Source organism: Luteolibacter yonseiensis (genome assembly GCF_016595465.1).
Lineage (GTDB): Bacteria > Verrucomicrobiota > Verrucomicrobiia > Verrucomicrobiales > Akkermansiaceae > Luteolibacter > Luteolibacter yonseiensis.
In genome coordinates this window covers 697,300-714,250 of sequence record NZ_JAENIK010000011.1, presented here as the reverse complement: position 1 = coordinate 714,250, position 16,951 = coordinate 697,300, and the positions used below count along the sequence as shown (strand labels likewise).

Genomic DNA, 16,951 nt, shown 5'->3' with positions numbered 1-16,951 from the left:
TCATTGGAGGTCGTTGTCGGATCCGTGCTCGCGCTGGTCGGGTCCGTTCTCACTATTGTGGGTGGCGTCCGTGTTTCGAGGGCGTCTGAATGGAAGGCGCGGGTTGAGGGCGAGTCCCACCTTCGGAAGCTTGCGGAGGACCGCATAAAGGCTCTTGAGCAGGAGAAGGCGGACATTGATCGGGCACACCGTGCGGAAATGGCGAAGCTTCAGAAGGAGCACCTTGATTACTGGGAGTCGGTGAAACAGCACCTTCCCGACAAACGGAATCCCTTCGACCCGACCAGCGGCCCATTTTTCTCTTTCTGAGATTTCGTCCGCCTGTCCCATCTCATCCCTCACCACCTCCACCCAGTAGGTGAAAGGCCCCATAAGGCTGCCGGTGACGCACAATGCAGTTGTCACAAGAAGCCAGCAGGAGAAAGCCTCCAAAGGGATGGTGACCGTCCAGGACTTCATTTCAGACTGTGGCTTTTGGTTTGCGGCCCAGAAGACGCTTGGATGTTTTCGCGACCAGTTGACCCAGGAACTCCGGGAGCGACAGGTTGGCGGTGATTGCCGCTTGGCGGAGTGCGGCGTGTTCGGCCTCCGAAAGGTCCCGGAGATCCACAGCAGTGAGGCGGTCTTGCGCTTTCATGCGCTTACAAAAAGCAGAATTTCTGACGCCGTAAAGAAGAATTTCTGCTTCACGTAAAATAATTGTATGATTTTCTGCTAACAGTGGTATTTGTGGCCCGTGATCAATTTCGAAGACATTGACAAACGACTCGCGGGCATCGGGAAGGATCGTTCCTGGCTTGCAGAACAATCTGGCAGAAAACCTAACTCCATAAGAGTCGCGCTGGCTGCTAATTCGGACCCGAAAAATCGAACTCGATTCCTGCAGGAAAAATTATCAGCCACCATTGAGGCGGAGGAGCAGAGACTAGCTTTACCGGTGAGGAAGGATGAACCAATTATTCCCGGCTACTCCCAAATCTTCCTGAATGATGAGGAACTGGATATTGCGGACCAGGCCAGCCGGATCGTTGACAGCCCCTCCCTAGCGTCTTTTTGCCGTGATGTGATCCAAGCGGAAGCGCGCCGGATCATTCGGGAGGCGCAAGCTGGAAAAGGAGTGCCGGCGCTCCACGCAGTTGCAGATGAACCCGATCCCGATTTCACGCAGATGCAAGGGAAGGTCATCTATCAGACCAAAAAACAGAGCGGATCAAAGTCTACGCCTACTGGCCGTGCCTGACTTGCCAGCAACATGCATAGCCACAACACCCCATTTAGCACGTGAATTTTCGATGAAAATCTCATGATTGACGTCCGTCAAAATTCTATCTAGAAGCCCCGACACTATGAAAAAAATCCTCCTCATACTTGCCGTATTATGCAGTTTCGCCGCCGCGCAGGTCGATATCAAGGTTCGCGTTGATCCACCGGTGGAAAAATCGCTCCGAACCGTGAAAGGCAAAGAGCTCGCCGACGCCTATAAGTTGATTGCTTTGAAGGTCACGAATGACCGGATTGCCGCTGTGGGCGTGGACGTCGCAGACAAAGAGATTCAAGCACACATCACCAATTCAAATCCCGACGGTTTTTTGATCACTCGAGAAGAATTGTTAGAGCGTTTAAAGAAGGGAGACAAGTTTACCGTCCCCAGATACAATAAGAATGCGCCATGCGTAGCCTGTAAGCCCGAAAAGCCGAAAAGGGCCACAGATCCCGACATCTGTCAGGCATGTAAAGGAAAGGGAATTGTCTATGCCACCCAAGACATCATTTATAAATGGTAGTTCAGCACTCTGCGTGGGTGATCTCCCTCGACGCCGGCACCGCTTCCGGACACTGGTCGGTCACCCACCTGTCCGGCGCGTAGAAATGAGGCTCTATCGCCTGCAGCCCGGCAAAGGCCTGATCCACGATCAGATTCCCATTTTCGTAAAGATGGTTCCATGCCCGGATCATTCCGGCCCTGCTCCAAAGGATGGCGTGCGTTGCGAGACATCCCCCGTTTACCCTGCGGAGCACGCCCGGAACGACAACCGGCATCTTCTTCGTTTGCCGACTGCCGCCCATCATCAGGGCCATCCACCCGTCTGGGAGATTGCGGAACGCAGGCAGGAACAGTTCCTCGAACTCCGGAAAGAATCTGCAATCATCTTCGAAGATGAAGAGATGCTCTACTTCGTCCAGGATCGCTTTTTCCAGCGCGTCCCTATAGTCCGCCGTAGCGTAATAGAAATGGGGACTACGACGAACCAAGGGATTAAAATTCCGAGGGATAACCCGATGTTTCCCGGTGGTTCCGGGGAGCCATTTGACCGGTCCGACAATGCCGGCGTGAGCAGCCAGCGATGCGAAGAACCTCTCATGCCGAGACGAAAGGTGATCCGGTCCGAGCATTATGGCTCTACTGTCGCGAAACATGAAATCTTGTTATTTCAGATGCAATCCATCAGCAAGCCATGAATGAACCAATGGACTACCAATCCCACCTGAAAGCACACTCCGCCAGACAGGAGGCGGAAGCCTCGCGCCGGCGGCAGAGCGATGCCGACCGCCTCATCGCTCTTCGCGTCTCCTGTGAGGACGCAGAGAAGATCATCCGGGAAATCATCGAACCGGAACTTGAAAAGATGCGGGCCGCGATCGAGACGGCGGGCCGGGAGTGCACGCTCAAGGTCAGCCGCCGGAAGGTTCACGACATATCTTCGGAATTCGAAATCGAGATCAACATCCGGTCAGTCAAACGAACGCTTCATTTTCAGGCAAAACCACAGGACCGCGCCTTCATGGTTTCCCACTACGACAGCGGGAACGCCTTTGATGGTTCTCTGGAACTGACGTTTCTCTACTCGGACATCACCACCGCCTTCGTGCTGAAGAAGTGCGAGGAATTCATGCGTGCCGCCTTCCCCGTATGAATGAGACCCGCTCCGTGTTGGTGAAATACCGCACCGTTTCCATCACGGTGTTCCCGTGGTCGCCTCGCGCCGGCGTGGAATATTGGAAATTCCGCAACGGGAAACGGTTCGTGGTCCGCTCCACCTTGGAAAAGGCCAAGGCGGAGGCGAAACGGATCGCGGAAGAGACCTACCTCGGCGGCGTGAAACTCGGCGCCCTCTCGACAGCGCAGACGGTGGCCATCCGCCGCATGCTGGAGGTGGACCCCTCGCTTGCCCTGGTTGATGAGTTCATCCTCTGGCACGCCAAGCGCCTGCCGAAAAAGAACTGCAGGGAGGCCGTGGAGGAGTTCCTCGCGGTGAAGCGCGCCAACGCCGGCAGCTCGCCGCACAATGTGAACATCCTGACGCGGCACCTCTCCGTCCTGCCGGACAGGGACCTCCACGAGATCGGTCCCGCCGAGCTCCCTCCCCTCCCCGGCTCGGCCCGCACCCGCAAGAACCGCCGCGGTGCGTGGATTACCTTTTTCAAGTGGTGCGTGGAAATGAAGTATCTCCCCTCCGGAGAAAAGACCGCCCCCCAGTGCCTTGAAAAACCGAGGGTCATCCGCAAGGTCCCCACCACGTGGGAGCGGAGCCACCTGGAGACCATGATCCAGAACGTCACCCCCGGCTATTTCGCCTGGCTTTGCTGTGGCGGCTGGGCCGGCATCCGTACTGAGGAAATCTGCCCGGATCCGGAGAGCGGGAAAAGTCCGCTCGACTGGGCGGACTTCAAGTGGGACCGGGATCTCATCATCATCCGGCCGGAGACCGACAAGAACGGCCACCGGCGGGTGGTGCCCATCCTCCCCGCCCTCAAACAAGCCCTGTGGCCGATCAAGAAAACCTTTGGCCGGGTGGGGCCGAATCTCCCGCCACACACCCCCAGGCGCGGCGGTGCCGACGCGGAGACGACCAGGCTGGGCAAGCTCGTCGGAGGCTGGCGGAAAAACGCCCTGCGGCACACCTTCATCTCGTGCCGCGGTGCTGACGTGGGACTGGCTCAAACCTCCATGGAAGCCGGCAACAGCGAGAGCGAGGCCAAGAAATCCTACAACGATGCCAAGGGCAAGGATGAGGCGGAAGCGTGGTTCGCCCCCTTCCCTCTGATACCACAAAAGTACCTCAGACCTGTGGATAATGACTTTCCCCCTGTTTCGGAAAAGGTTGAAAAACCAACGAAACGGAAAACTGGAGGAAGCTGAAAACCATTAATTGAGGGTTCGAATCCCTCCCTGTCCGCCATTCTCAATTGAGAATAATGATCGAGCTTCGGCTTGGTGAAATTCGTCAGTCCGTGCATCACGGCCCGGATATCCCGCTTTTTCTCCGGCATTCGCGGACCAGTGACTTCGCGATGGAGCGGTCCCACCAGAATCCATCCGCAGGCTGGCCGGGGATCGGGTCCCTGCCGGTGTTTTTCTTGAGAATTTCGGCGGCGGCGGACATCTGCTTGTCGGCTTCCGCAGCATCGCCCCGTTCACGACAGGCCATCGCCATCGTGGCGTGGATGGCCGCCTGGCAGGTGGATTTGATCAACGGGTCCCGGATCCCCGCATGCCCTGCTTCCATGGCTGCGCCGGGGTCCCCGGAGCGTAGGTGGTACAGGCTCATGGCGAGCGCGTCCCACGCATGGTAGCCGGATTCACGGGACTTTCCGAGAATCTCCGCCACAGGACGCAACATCTCCAGCACGTCCTTCCCGGCGTGACCAAGCAGGCAGAATTTCATCAGGTGCTCCGCCTGTACCGCACCCCGGGGTGGCATGTGTGTGTGGAGTATTTCCAAACGATAGCTCCGGTATTCCTCCGGTGAGGACTCGATGAACGCGGCTCCGATCACCAGCAGGTCAACGCCGCGCAACACCTTGTCCGGCTGGTCGAAACGGTTCGCCTGCAGCAGGAGCCTGTAGCATGGAAGTGCCTGGTCCATGCGCCCGGCCCTCGCGTTCCAGTCACCCAGCGACCGGAAAACGGTTGCGGCTTCCAGTGATGGCTCGATCGAGGAAATCGGGTATTCCTGCCGCAACACGTCCGCCTCGTCGATGCGGCCTTGGTCGAGAAGCATGGCGACACGCGAGACGTTCGCACGGGCCACCGCCTGCATCCGCAGCCGGTTCTCCTCCTTGCGAGCCGCCTCGGCCGTTTTCCGGAGGCGGGACTGGAGATCCCGCGAATGTTCCGCACGGCGGTAGAGCACGGTCGTGAACATCAGCGCGGTCACGAGGAAAAGGACGAGGGTGGCGGCCAAACCCACTCCGAGGCGGTTGCGGCGGATGAATTTTCCGGCCAGGTAAACGCGGCTGGGCGGCCGCGCCAGAACGGGCTGGTTGTTCAGGAAACAGCCGAGGTCCATCGCCAGGCCGTTGATGGTCTGGTAGCGTCGGTTCCTGTCCTTTTCGATCGCCTTGAGGACGATCCAGTCCAGGTCGCCACGTATCGCGTGGATGAGTTGCGCCGGTTCAGCCCCACGGTTTTTGGAGATTTCCGCAAGCGCCGGTTTTTCCTCCGTGGCCAGGCGGACGGACGGTCTGACCACCTCCATGTCGAGCATCTTCCGATGAAGCTTCGACTTGCCGAGACCCTGGATCTGCTCCGGGGCCAGAGGGGTGCATGATGTCAGCAGTTCATGGAGCAGGACACCCATGCTGTAGATGTCCGCCCGGGTGTCGGTATCCAGGCGGGTCACGTCGAACTGCTCCGGGCTCGCGTACACGGGCGTTCCCAAAAACTGGTCATGCGAGGTGAACACTGTTTCGCTGCCGATCCGGCGCCCTCCGGTCGCCTTCGCGATGCCGAAGTCGATCACCTTCGGCGAATGGGTCCCGTCTTCCAGACAGTCGACGAGGACGTTCGAGGGCTTGATGTCGCGATGGATGATCCCCTTCTGGTGGGCGTGCTGGATGGCGTTGCAGATCTGGATGAAAAGATCGACCCGCTCGCGGATGGTGAGTTTTTTACTGTCGCAATAAGTGGAGATGCGCTCTCCCTTCAACAGCTCCATCACGAAGAACGGCTGCCCGCCGTCCGTGGTTCCGGCATCCAGGACCTTGGCGATGCCCGGGTGGTCCATCATCGCGAGCGCCTGACGCTCGGACTCGAAGCGGGCGAGGATCGACTTCGAGTCCAATCCATGCCGCAGGACCTTGACCGCCACGCGGCGGCGGATCGGAGCCTCCTGCTCCGCCTCATAAATCACTCCGGACCCGCCTTCTCCGATCAATCCGATGATGCGGTAGCGACCCAGGATGGAACCGGGCTTTTCCTCCTCCATGCCTACCAGCTCTCCCGCACCTCCGACGGGTACCTGATTGTCGGACAAAAGCTGTCTGGCAATGCGCACGCGATGATCGTCCGCGTCACAGAAGTATTCCGAACTCGCTTCCGACAGATCCAAAAGGCTGATCATTTCCTCCTTGGCGGGGTCTCCCGGCAGATAGATCCGGTCCAGAAAGCGAAGCCGGGCCTCCCTGCCTTCCAAGGACAAGGCCACCTGGTAGATGGCGGACTCCATCTCGCTCGATTCATTGCCGCTCATGCTTCCGGTTCCGGGTTCATGTCCCGGGGTGAAGGACAGGGGTCATGGAGAGCCGGCCGCCTTCGCCCTCCTGATCAAGACGGGCCGTCGGGCGACGGTTTGGACAGCGGCCTGCGGAAGACCGTTTTCCGGAATCATATCCCTCGCCCGGTGCCTGGTCGTGCGGTCGCATCCGCACATCCTAGAAAACCCTGTTTTCCCGGTCAAGCGGCCCGTCGGGGAAGCGGAACCGGAGAGTTTGAGGAAGATTGGAATTTTTTTGGCGGTTCGGCCCGGGAGAAGGCGCACTCTCGTGGGAGTCCCTGCTTGTCGGATTCCACAACCCGCTCCTGCCAGCCAGAAAAACCGTCCGGGCCAAACCCATCCACCACCCGGGCACTCCGCGTTCTCCATCCCGCCATGTATCTCCGTCGTTCCATCAAAAGCAATTCCCCTCCACCCGGGTGCTCCCCGGCCTTCCTGCGGAAAAATACGCCGCGGGCGGCCCGGTTCCTCCTCTCCGCCACAGTGGTGGCGGCAGTCCTGCCGGGATGGATCCATGCGGCGGTCAGGGGAGTGTATGTCGGGAATGACTTTTATCCTCCGATCACCAAGATCGAGGCTGCCAGGACATCCGGATTCAACAGGCTTTTCCTGTTCACCCTCCATATCAGCGCCAATGGCGACGTCTATTACAACGACACGCCGGTCGTGCGGAATGGTGTCTATGTAGGAGATCCCGCGTGGGCCTCGTCGCTGGCCGCCCTGCGCCCGGAGATCCACCGCATCGAGCTCGTCATCGGCAGTTGGGGCGACCAATCGTTCAGCAATATCAAAAGCCTCGTCGCCAGCGACGGAACCGGATCCGGCAGCCTGCTTTACAAATCCTTCGAAGCACTGAAAAACGCCACCGGAGCGGACGCGATCCAATTCGACGATGAAAGCACCTACGACGTTTCCTCCGCGGTGAAGTTCGGAAAAATGATCGCAGGGCTGGGCATGAAAGTGACCTTGTGCCCTTACACCGCTCAAAACTTCTGGGTGAATGTGAAGGCGCAACTGGGAGCGGATGCGGACGCAGTCTACCTCCAGTGCTACGACGGAGGCGCGGGAAACAATCCCGCCACATGGAACAACGCCTTCGGCGGCTTCAAGGTATATCCGGGATTGTGGGGAAACACCGACACGCCTCCCTCCGTCACCTCGAAGATGCGCAACTGGCAGCAGACGCAGGGAATGGACGGAGGCTTCATGTGGCTCAACGAGGCATTGCCATCGGATGCCCGGAAGTGGGCCCAGTCGCTTGCTTACGGACTGGAACCCCTCAACGGCCTCGTTGCGGCGGACTTCGGCGTGAACTATGCCGGTACCGGATTCACAGGGAACCAGGGATTCGGTTTCGGTCCCTGGACATTGAGCACCACCGGGGGCGGCAGCTACATCAGCGGCGGCACATCCCTCTTCAGCATCTGGAACAGCGCGGCCAATGGCAGATCCACCGCGGTCCGCTCCCTTTCCTCCCCATTGAAGTCCGGGCAGTCCCTTCTGGTGGAACTCCAGATGAACAATCTGGACAATGCGAACAACAGCAACCGATTCGAACTCCGTGACAGTGCCGGAAACGTGCTTTTCAGCTACTTCCACCGTGGGGGCGACAATGCCGACGGACATTACACCGATGCGATCGGAACCCATCCGGCTCCCGGTTTCGCCTACCATTTCGGACAATTGGACAGCTTCCGGTTCTCGCTGGACAGCGCCACGACCTTCACCTTCACGGACATCACCACCGCCAGGAGCGTGAGTGGCACCTTGTCCGGAGCGGCGGTCTCACAAGTCGCTTTTGTGAGGACCAACGGAGCAACCGTTCCCGGCAACGGCCAGGATTTCAGGTTCACCGGCCTGGTGGTCCATACCCCGACAACCCTCCCTGTCGCGCTGGCAAAATCGCCCACCGGATGGACGATCCGATTCGACGCCACTCCCTGCCTGACCTATCGCGTCCAGCGTTCCACACGGCTCGATGGTGGATGGAATGGCATTGGCGAGGTCTTCGCGCCATTCAACCAATCTTCCTTCACCGACACGGATCCACCTGCCGGCAAGGCATTCTACCGCCTCATCACCCCCTAGAGGCTCTCACGAATTCTTTTCCTCCGCAGGCGACATAGGGTTTCTCTCCAAGCCATCTCCCAGCCGGAGGATGATCGGCAAGGTGGGCCCGCAGGGATTTGAACCCTGGACCAAGGGATTATGAGTCCCCTGCTCTAACCGCTGAGCTACAGGCCCTTACCATTAAAACAAGCTTTCACCTGTTGCGGAACGACGATCATTTACCATGTCGCCATTCCTCGGGCACGTTCTATCCGGGTGGCGAGGTAGGTGGCAAGCAAACTTGGCAAGGTGGGAACGGGAACTTCAAGCGGTGATGAAAAACGGGGCGCAACAATTCTCCGAAATTCAGAAATCCGCTGTCGGGTCCGGGGAGGAAATGTCGCGTTAACGGATGCCAGGCGGATCCGGCTTTCTCCCCGATGCTCCATGATCGCGCGGAAATGGTTTTGCGGAATCCCCCATGGCAATCACACCCGCTTCATCCACACCGAACCATCACCATGACCCACCTGATGAATCAACCAATCCGCCTCGCCATCCTGGCAGCCGCGATCATCCTCCCGACGGCAGGAGCAGCTTCCGCCGCTGTTCTGGCTTCAGATGTTTTCAATTATCCCGCAGGCACCTTTTCCACCGACGCTTGGAATGGAGGAACCGGGTGGAGCGGCGCCTGGCGCGACAGCTCCAACAACGCGACTTATGATCCCTCCATCGGCACCGATGGCCGGCTGCACACGGAAAGCGCCAATGCGGCGGACCGGCACAAGGGAGTGGTCCGCACGCTTTCCGATTCCTACAACGTCGCCGAGGACGGAACGTTGTGGGCGAGTGTGAGCATGTCGGTGAATTCGGTCGGCGAAACCGGACAATATGCCTGGCTTTCGTTCATGAACGGCACCGCCGAACCCTTCCGCTTCGGCAGGCACGATGCCACGAACACCCATTGGGGGCTCCAGGCCAGCACCAATGTGCCGGGCACCAGCCCCGGCAGCACCATCGTTTTCGGACGGATCGACACCCTCCTCTTCAAGATGGAATATGTCGGTGGAAACACGATCTACAGCCTCTGGGTCAACCCGACGGGTTCCGAGACGGATCTCGGCACGCCGGACAGCACTCTGACCCGTGCCGGAAGCCTGGTTTTCGACGGGATCCGCATGCAGTCACGTGCAAGCGCGACATTCGACGACTTCACCCTCGGCACGACTTTCTCCGATGTGGTTCCGGAACCGTCCTCGTTGCTGATGGCCGTTTCGGGGAGCTTGCTGCTTCTGTCCAGAAAGCGCCGCCGCGCGTGATCTGCGGGCGATCAGGGCAAATCAAAACAAACACGCAACGGGCTGGCGGCATTCCGGCCCGTTGCGGAACCCCGTCCGCCAGAACCGATACCACCCCGCTTCACAGGAGCTGACCAGCCGTCTGCCTTTCGCGGGCAGCGGCGGCTCCGCCGAGGGATTTGATGAATTCCTCATATTTCACCAGTTCCATCCGCCCGTCGTGATGCTCGATGATGCCGGTGAGGCTCTCCACCCAGTCACCGGAGTTCAGGTAATGGGTGTCGCCGACCTGCTTGTCTTCCGGCGTATGGATGTGGCCGCAAATGATGCCGTCGCACTCCTTGTGGCGGGCGAGTTCCTGAAGGAGTTCTTCGTAGCGATCCACGAAACTCACCGCCGACTTCACCCTCGCCTTCACCGTCTTGCTGAGTGAGAAATACTCTTTCCCCCGCCACGAGCGCCACAGGTTGTAGATGCGGTTGACCCGCAGCAGGAAATTATAACCCACCGCACCGAGCGAAGCCAGCCAGCGGTGGTTGGTGGAGACACTGTCGAATCCGTCCCCATGCACCACCAGATAGCGTTTTCCCGTTTTCGTGATATGGATGTGCTCCTTGGTGAAACGGATCTGGCCGAATGCCAGTGGCAGGAACCGCTCCAGGATGTCATCATGGTTTCCCCTGAGATAGATCACCTCGGTGCCGTCCTTTTCCGTCATCTTGAGCACCTTGCGGATGAACCGGCTGTGACGGTTGCTCCACTTGCCACCGCGTTTCAACGCCCAGCCGTCGATGATGTCACCATTCAGCACCAGTTTTTCGCAGCAAAGGTGCTTGAGGAAATCCACCACCTCGTCCGCCTTGCTGTCCGGCGTGCCCAGATGGATGTCTGATAGAAACACCGTGCGGCAGGAAAGCTTCGGACGCTTGGAGATTTCATAGGGTTGCGGGGAGGCGGACGTGATGCCGGCCATGTTTTCCAAACGGCTCTCGAAGCTCCTGACGACCTCCTCCCATCCCAGTTGCTCCGCGGTTTCGCGCGCGGCAAGGCGCAGGTGGTTTTCCGGACGGATGCCCAAGGCGGCGACCGACTGTTGGAGGAACCCGTCCGCATCGCCCTTCGCCACCTTCAAACCGTTTTCACCCGAGCGCACATGCAGCCCGGCGGCGGCATAATCATAGCTCACGGTGACCAGACCGCTGGCCATTCCTTCCAGCAGCACGTTCCCGAAGGTTTCCGTCTCACTCGGAAAAATCAACACGTCCGCCGAAGCGTAATGCCTGGCAAGATCCTCACCCAGCCTCATTCCGGAGAAATGAAGATGATCATGCCGGGCCGCCAGTTTTTCACGCAGCGGCCCGTCTCCCACGACGACGCACCTCACATCCGGCACGGCTTTCCTCATTTGTTCAAAGACGGCGATCGCGAGGTCGAAATTCTTCTCCGCCGCCACACGACCGACGATGATCGCCACCGGGGCTCCGGGCCTGGCACCCCACTCGGCACGCAATGTCTCGCAACGTTTCGCCGGATGATACAACCCGGTATCCACCCCCCTGCCCAGCAGATGGACATTGGTGAATCCGTCCGCCAGAAGCTTGTCCACCGTATCCTGGGATGGGGTGAGCGTGCAGTTGGCCCGTTGATGGAAGCGCCGGAGATAGGCCATTGCCACGGGCTGCAGGCCGCCCATGCGGTATTGCTCCATGTATTGGTGGAAATTCGTGTGAAAGCCTGTCGCCACAGGGATGCCCAGCGCGTTCGCCGCCTTGAGCGCGGATTTCCCCAAGGGGCTTTCCGTCGCCACATAGATGGCATCCGGACGTTTTTTCAGCCAGCGGGCACGCAGTTTGAATGGCTCCGGCAGTCCGACCCGGACCTCCCTGTAGCCAGGCAATGGCACCGAGGGCGACGACGTCTCGCCCGGACCGGCCGATTCACCGGTATGAATGACATGGACCCGGTGTCCCCGCTTTCTCAGACCATCCGTGAGACGGCCCAGTGTCATGGCGACGCCATTCACATCCGGGGAAAATGTATCGGTGACGATGTCGATTTTCATATCTCTGCGGTTCTTTAAACCGCAGGAAAACACAGCATATCGAACCGTGTCCTACGGTTCGATATAGGTGACGATTCCGTCACATGTCCGGATAGAGCACCTTTTCGAGGAACAATCCGTCCGCCGGCGCACAAAGCGGGGACTTTCCGCGAGGCAGTCCCGCGGGCTGATCCAGCAGGTCGGCGAAGTCGTCGAGCCGGATGCGCCCCTGCGCCGCATGGACGGCCCCGCCGGTCAGGAGGCGGACCATCTTGTACAAAAATCCATCACCCTTGTAGGAAATCTGGTAGCCGTCCTGCAGTGTCGTCAGTTCGACGGACTCGATGGTCCGGCACCAGTCGATGTCGGGAGTCTCATTTCCCCGATAGGCGGCGAAGGCATGGAAGTCGTGCCGCCCGATGAAAAGCGCGAGCGCGTCCCACAGCACATCCACATCGAGCTGGCGCGGAACGTGCCAGGCGAGACCGGCCTTGAGCGGCGGCAGAACCGGATCGGTGCAGAGGTCGTAATGATAAATTTTCCCGATAGCGGAGAACCGGCTGTGGAAATCCGCCGGCACCTCCTCGCAGGCCATGATACGGATGGTGGCGGGCAGCTTGCAGTTCAAGGCGGGAACCCAGTTGAACGGGTTCATTGAAACTCCTTCCGGAGCATCGAAATGGGCGATCTGTGCGAGCGCGTGCACGCCGGTGTCGGTGCGCCCGGAACCGTGAAGCCGCAGCGGCTGCTTGGCCACTTCCGCCAGCGCCACCTGGACGATGTCCTGCACGGTGTTTCCGCAGGCCTGGGACTGCCAGCCGTTGTAAGGACGACCGTCGTAGGCGATGGTGAGTTTGAGCCGCATCAGGCAAATCAGTAATCGTTCTGCGGATGCTCGGTGTTCTCGATCGCCTCCTTGATCGGACGCTTGAATTTCAAGTCCTGCTCTTTCACCTCACCATTCACGGTGACGGTCTCGCGGACCAGACATCCCGTGACGAGCATCAGGGCTGCGAAGGAAAACAAGCAGGTGAGTTTGAATTTCATATTCATCGTTGGCGGGTGTGCATGAGACAGAAGTTGAAGAGACGCCACAAGACGAAATCTCACGACCCGTCCATGGGTTTGAGGGAACCTCATTCGCCCATCCACGTGTTCAAGATCTCCACTGCGGCCGCCTGGTCGATGACGGACTTCTGCTGCTTCGCCTTGCGGCCCGCCTCGCGGAGTTTCGTCGCGGCGGTGGAGGTGGTCAGTGTTTCATCGACGAAAACCAGTGGGACGTCGGGAACACGGGCGCGCAACAAATCACCGAAGGCGCGGACTTTTGCCGCGGAACTCCCCTCGCTGCCGTCCATGCGGACCGGCAGGCCGAGAACCAGGGTTTGGATCTTACGTGCCGCCACCAGTTGGGCGATCCGTTCGATGGGATCGCCTTTGGCCTGGTCGATGGTTTCGACCGGATGGGCGAGGATGCCGAAGTCGTCGGTGGCGGCGACGCCGATGCGGGCGTCGCCATGATCGATGCCCAGCGCGGGATGGGAAGAAGATGAGTGTTGAGTGTCGATGGTTGAGAGAAAGAGTATGATTTTCCAATGGAAAGCAGCAGGCGGGCTTGAGTCTATTTCTTACTCTCAACCAACAACTCTCAACTTCTCACAGCAGCTCCTTGGGCAGCAGATCGGAAAGTTTCTTGATCGAATCCGCCTGGTGGCGGTTCGCGATCAACAATGCGTCCCCGGTTTGCACCACGATGAGGTCGTCCACGCCCAACAACGCGACCCGGGTTCCCGGACGGGCGTTGAAAATGATGTTGTTCTGGGAATCACTCTGCGTGATGGCTTCGTTCGCCCGATTTTCCTCACCGTAGTTTTCAAGATACTTCGCGATGGAGATCCATGAGCCCACGTCGTCCCAATCGAAGGTCGCTTCGATGTTGAGGACGCGGTCGGCATTTTCCATGAGCGCGTAGTCGATGGAGATGGGCGTGAGCTTGGGGAACTCGGTGGCGACGGTCGCGACGAGATCCGGCGCGTCGCGGAGCACGGAAATGAAGTCGGCAAGCTGCGGGGAATACTTCGCGAGTTGTTCGATGACGGTCGGCAGGGACCAGACGAACATCCCGGCATTCCAGGAGAAATTTCCTTCGGCGAGGAATTGCTCGGCCAGTTCCGGCGCGGGCTTTTCACGGAAGCGGCTCACCTCGACGGGAGGATTCGCGCATTCAAGCCCTTCGATGACCGCCGGCACGCCGCGCTCGATATAGCCGTAGGACGGACAGGCCCATGTCGGACGGATGCCGATGGTGACGAGACCATCGGATTTCTCCGCGGTGGCCAGCGCGTCGCGCATGACCGAGTGGTAGGCGGCGGTGTCCTGGATGAGCTGGTCGGACGGCAGCACCATCATGACAGCGTCCGGATTCCGTGCGGCGACAAGGCCGATGCCGAGGGCCACGGCAGGAGCCGTGTCACGTTTCGCGGGCTCGGCGAAAATGTTTTCCGCCGGAAGCATGGAAGCGATTTCCCGGACGGCATCCACCTGCAGTTCGTTGGTGAGGATGAGGATGTTCTCAAGAGGCACCAGTCCCTCGAGCCTGCGGATGGTTTGTTCCAGCAACGTGCCGGTTCCGAAAAGGTCCAGCAGTTGCTTCGGCTTGGAGTTGCGGCTCAGAGGCCAGAAGCGGGTGCCGGATCCACCGGCGAGGATGAGGGCGTAGGTGTCGGAAAGGGCTGGCATGCGCGCCAATACTGGTCGGTCTGATAGAAATAAGGAAGCCGGAATGCTCGATTTTTTTCTTTTTCAGGAGTTGTCGGTAACCCGGAAAAGCGATAGTTCTCTCTCATGGCAGACGAGTATTACGAGACGACGAATCCGGCGTGGATCGAAAACAGCGCGCTCACCGCACCGGCCCTTCTTGGCGCTGCCGCGGGATTGCTGTTGGGCGACCTGATGCACCCGAGCGCCCGCCGCGGGGTGGGGATCGGTCTCGGTGTGCTCGGCGTCGCGGCGCTGCTGCCGTTTGTCGTCGGCGGCGTCACCGGGCTGGTGGCGGGTCCGCGCAGCAAGTTCGGCGTGCGCCGGAACATCCAGCGCATCCGGGACGCGGGCATCGTGGCTCCGGCTTATGATGACGTGGAGGAAGAGCTCCGTGAACAAGGGCTGATCTGAGTTCTCCCATGAAAATCGCGGTCACAGGAACCACCGGCCGCGTGGGTGCCGCGCTTGTGCGGCACTTTTCCCCAAACCACGAGATCGTTCCTCTGCCCAGGAGCATATGCGATCTCGCGGATCCCCGTTCCTTGGCTTCCGCACTGGAGCAGCTTGAGTGTGACGTGTTTCTGAACCCGGCGGGCATCACCTCGTTGGAAATGTGCGAGGACCATCCGGAGCTCGCGCGGCGGGTGAACTCAGATGCTCCGGCCGAAATCGCGTCGTGGGCCGCCGCACGGAACGTCCGTGTCTACCACTTCAGCACCGACTATGTCTTCGCCGGTGAAGATCCCGGCCTGCGCGACGAGGAGGAAATCCCCCACCCTCTCAGCGCTTATGGCCGCAGCAAATTGGCTGGCGAGGATGCGGTTCTCGCCTGGCCTGGAAATGGCGTGATCCGCGTGTCATGGGTGTTCGGCCCGGAAAAAACATCATTCGTGGATCAGATTTTCGAAGCCGCGCTCGCGGGACAGCCGCTGGCCGCGATTTCCGATAAATTTTCATTACCCACCTTCACCAGCGACTTGTCGCAATGGACGGAGCACATCCTCTCACAGCACGCCACCGGCGTGCTGCATGCCTGCAACTCCGGCGAACCGGTGAGCTGGCATGACATGGCCGCCGCAGTGGTGGAGGAAATGCTGGCCTGCGGTGTCATTTCCTCGTTGCCTGGCATCGGACGGCAGTCTCTCGCGGAAATGCGGTCGTTCCGCGCCCCACGGCCCAGGTTCACGGCCATGGGAACATCCCGCCTCGCCGGCCTGCTTGGTCATCCGCCGAGGCTCTGGCGGGAGGCGCTTGTCGAATATGTCAGGTCCCGTTGTTCAGGGGCGTGTTGACGGAAATATCACCCGTGCGGTCACCGGGAAATGGTCCGAAACCTCCGGCTTGTCCTGGGAAACGATCTCCGCGGAGGCGATCCTCGCTCCCTTGCTAACAAGAATGTGATCCACTTTCAACCCGTCCCTGCGGCCGCTCCAGAAATGCAGCGTCCGCCGGTTTTTTTCCGCAGCGTGCAGCGATTGATAGGTGTCCGCCAATCCGTGGGACCAGGCCTGTGTCGAGCCCGCCAGCGGCCCGCTCCGGCCCGTCAGATAGATCAGCCCGGGATTGTTTTCCATCGAGTTGAAATCCCCCACCAATGCCACCGGCTCCTCCGCGTGCTTCCGGGCGTCGATCCGCCGCGCGATCAACAAGGCGGCGCGCTCCCGCGATGGCTGGTTCCGGTGGTCCCAATGCGTGTTCATGACGTAAAATCCTCGCCCTGTCGCACGGTCTACCAGACGGAGCCACGCCGCCACGCGGGGAATTTCATTTCCCCAGGACTTCGAACCCTCCTTTTCCGGAGTGTCGGAAAGCCAGAAGGTTCCGCAGTCCGTCGAATCCGGCTCGAACCGGTCCCGCTGGTAGAAGATTCCGGCATATTCGCCCGCCATTTTTCCGTCATCACGGCCCACTCCGAAAAACTCGTAATCCGGCAGGGATGCCCATAGGTCCGCAGCCTGACCATGCAGCGCTTCCTGGATGCCGATGACATCCGGCCGTTCCCTGCGGATCATCGAAACCGCTCCCACCACTCGCTTGCGCCATGACCTGGATTCGCGGTCTCCGGGATTTTCATAACGCACGTTGAAACTCATCAACCGCAGTTCCAGGGCACCGTCCTCTCTCACGGGAACCGCTTTCGGGGTTTCGAACACGCGGCGTCGCTGGCAACCGGACAGACAGATCATCATCAGGAAAAAGACGGAGCATTGGAAACACGGACTCATCGGAGATTCCCGTCACGCTAGATCAGCCGACGCCAAGGGAAAGGGCGATTTGGAAAAACACACCCGGGTGGCACGCATCCC

The 16,951-nt window shown here is 59.7% G+C and carries 19 protein-coding genes and 1 tRNA gene; 9 read left to right on the top strand and 11 right to left on the bottom strand.

Translation table 11 applies throughout. The annotated features are described in order from the left end of the window. Nucleotides 1–459 (bottom strand): hypothetical protein, encoded by a 459-nt coding sequence (locus tag JIN84_RS12800; protein ID WP_200351430.1) that lies wholly within the window; start codon nucleotides 457–459, stop codon nucleotides 1–3. A 1-nt stretch (nucleotide 460) separates the two neighbouring features. Then, nucleotides 461–637, bottom strand: a complete 177-nt coding sequence (locus JIN84_RS12795; protein WP_200351429.1) for a hypothetical protein — start codon at nucleotides 635–637, stop codon at nucleotides 461–463. Between the two features lie 99 nt (nucleotides 638–736). On the opposite strand from JIN84_RS12795, the gene JIN84_RS12790 reads away from it, so the two are divergent. Beyond that, a complete protein-coding gene (locus tag JIN84_RS12790; protein ID WP_200351428.1) occupies nucleotides 737–1,240 on the top strand; it encodes a hypothetical protein in 504 nt (167 codons plus the stop codon). Between the two features lie 106 nt (nucleotides 1,241–1,346). Further along, nucleotides 1,347–1,784 (top strand): hypothetical protein, encoded by a 438-nt coding sequence (locus JIN84_RS12785; protein WP_200351427.1) that lies wholly within the window; start codon nucleotides 1,347–1,349, stop codon nucleotides 1,782–1,784. A gap of 1 nt (nucleotide 1,785) precedes the next feature. On the opposite strand, the gene JIN84_RS12780 is transcribed toward JIN84_RS12785, so the two are convergent. After that, nucleotides 1,786–2,418, bottom strand: coding sequence for a hypothetical protein (locus JIN84_RS12780; protein ID WP_200351426.1), 633 nt, complete (start codon nucleotides 2,416–2,418; stop codon nucleotides 1,786–1,788). Between the two features lie 38 nt (nucleotides 2,419–2,456). Between JIN84_RS12780 and JIN84_RS12775 the strand changes: the two genes are divergently transcribed. Both JIN84_RS12775 and JIN84_RS12770 read left to right on the top strand, forming a co-directional pair. Next, nucleotides 2,457–2,915, top strand: a complete 459-nt coding sequence (locus JIN84_RS12775) for a hypothetical protein (protein WP_200351425.1) — start codon at nucleotides 2,457–2,459, stop codon at nucleotides 2,913–2,915. Further along, a complete protein-coding gene (locus JIN84_RS12770) occupies nucleotides 2,912–4,141 on the top strand; it encodes a tyrosine-type recombinase/integrase (protein ID WP_200351424.1) in 1,230 nt (409 codons plus the stop codon). The genes JIN84_RS12775 and JIN84_RS12770 overlap by 4 nt, the downstream gene beginning before the upstream one ends. 97 nt (nucleotides 4,142–4,238) lie before the next feature. On the opposite strand, the gene JIN84_RS12765 is transcribed toward JIN84_RS12770, so the two are convergent. Further along, nucleotides 4,239–6,473, bottom strand: a complete 2,235-nt coding sequence (locus tag JIN84_RS12765) for a serine/threonine protein kinase (RefSeq protein ID WP_200351423.1) — start codon at nucleotides 6,471–6,473, stop codon at nucleotides 4,239–4,241. A gap of 399 nt (nucleotides 6,474–6,872) precedes the next feature. Here JIN84_RS12765 and JIN84_RS12760 point away from each other — a divergent pair, with 399 nt between their 5' ends. Beyond that, nucleotides 6,873–8,585 carry a hypothetical protein gene (locus JIN84_RS12760; protein ID WP_200351422.1) on the top strand — a complete coding sequence of 571 codons (1,713 nt, stop codon included), beginning with the start codon at nucleotides 6,873–6,875 and terminating at the stop codon, nucleotides 8,583–8,585. Nucleotides 8,586–8,668: 83 nt separating this feature from the next. Here JIN84_RS12760 and JIN84_RS12755 read toward each other — a convergent pair. Next, nucleotides 8,669–8,741, bottom strand: a tRNA-Ile gene (locus JIN84_RS12755). A gap of 338 nt (nucleotides 8,742–9,079) precedes the next feature. Between JIN84_RS12755 and JIN84_RS12750 the strand changes: the two genes are divergently transcribed. Then, complete coding sequence (locus JIN84_RS12750; RefSeq protein ID WP_200351421.1) at nucleotides 9,080–9,865, top strand: PEP-CTERM sorting domain-containing protein; 786 nt, start codon at nucleotides 9,080–9,082, stop codon at nucleotides 9,863–9,865. A 100-nt stretch (nucleotides 9,866–9,965) separates the two neighbouring features. On the opposite strand, the gene JIN84_RS12745 is transcribed toward JIN84_RS12750, so the two are convergent. The 4 genes from JIN84_RS12745 to ruvX all read right to left on the bottom strand — a co-directional run bounded on the left by JIN84_RS12745 (nucleotide 9,966) and on the right by ruvX (nucleotide 13,360). Then, nucleotides 9,966–11,906: a glycosyltransferase gene (locus JIN84_RS12745; RefSeq protein WP_200351420.1), complete on the bottom strand. Its 1,941-nt coding sequence runs from the start codon at nucleotides 11,904–11,906 to the stop codon at nucleotides 9,966–9,968. Nucleotides 11,907–11,985: 79 nt separating this feature from the next. Continuing rightward, on the bottom strand, nucleotides 11,986–12,750 hold the full coding sequence (gene truA, locus JIN84_RS12740) for a tRNA pseudouridine(38-40) synthase TruA (RefSeq protein ID WP_200351419.1): 765 nt from the start codon (nucleotides 12,748–12,750) through the stop codon (nucleotides 11,986–11,988). Between the two features lie 8 nt (nucleotides 12,751–12,758). Beyond that, nucleotides 12,759–12,932 carry a hypothetical protein gene (locus JIN84_RS12735; protein WP_200351418.1) on the bottom strand — a complete coding sequence of 58 codons (174 nt, stop codon included), beginning with the start codon at nucleotides 12,930–12,932 and terminating at the stop codon, nucleotides 12,759–12,761. A gap of 89 nt (nucleotides 12,933–13,021) precedes the next feature. Then, on the bottom strand, nucleotides 13,022–13,360 hold the full coding sequence (gene ruvX / locus JIN84_RS12730; protein WP_325099610.1) for a Holliday junction resolvase RuvX: 339 nt from the start codon (nucleotides 13,358–13,360) through the stop codon (nucleotides 13,022–13,024). Here ruvX and JIN84_RS23420 point away from each other — a divergent pair. After that, nucleotides 13,295–13,438 carry a hypothetical protein gene (locus JIN84_RS23420; RefSeq protein ID WP_325099598.1) on the top strand — a complete coding sequence of 48 codons (144 nt, stop codon included), beginning with the start codon at nucleotides 13,295–13,297 and terminating at the stop codon, nucleotides 13,436–13,438. The genes ruvX and JIN84_RS23420 overlap by 66 nt on opposite strands. A 103-nt stretch (nucleotides 13,439–13,541) precedes the next feature. Here the strand turns inward: JIN84_RS23420 and JIN84_RS12725 are convergent, their stop codons facing one another. Beyond that, on the bottom strand, nucleotides 13,542–14,624 hold the full coding sequence (locus tag JIN84_RS12725; protein ID WP_200351417.1) for a mannose-1-phosphate guanylyltransferase: 1,083 nt from the start codon (nucleotides 14,622–14,624) through the stop codon (nucleotides 13,542–13,544). 105 nt (nucleotides 14,625–14,729) lie between these two features. Between JIN84_RS12725 and JIN84_RS12720 the strand changes: the two genes are divergently transcribed. After that, the gene (locus tag JIN84_RS12720; protein ID WP_200351416.1) at nucleotides 14,730–15,056 is read left to right on the top strand and encodes a hypothetical protein; all 327 of its coding nucleotides are present in this window, start codon (nucleotides 14,730–14,732) and stop codon (nucleotides 15,054–15,056) included. Nucleotides 15,057–15,064: 8 nt separating this feature from the next. After that, on the top strand, nucleotides 15,065–15,937 hold the full coding sequence (locus tag JIN84_RS12715) for an SDR family oxidoreductase (protein ID WP_200351415.1): 873 nt from the start codon (nucleotides 15,065–15,067) through the stop codon (nucleotides 15,935–15,937). Here JIN84_RS12715 and JIN84_RS12710 read toward each other — a convergent pair. Continuing rightward, a complete protein-coding gene (locus JIN84_RS12710) occupies nucleotides 15,923–16,834 on the bottom strand; it encodes an endonuclease/exonuclease/phosphatase family protein (protein WP_200351414.1) in 912 nt (303 codons plus the stop codon). The genes JIN84_RS12715 and JIN84_RS12710 overlap by 15 nt on opposite strands. Nucleotides 16,835–16,951: the final 117 nt, after the last annotated feature.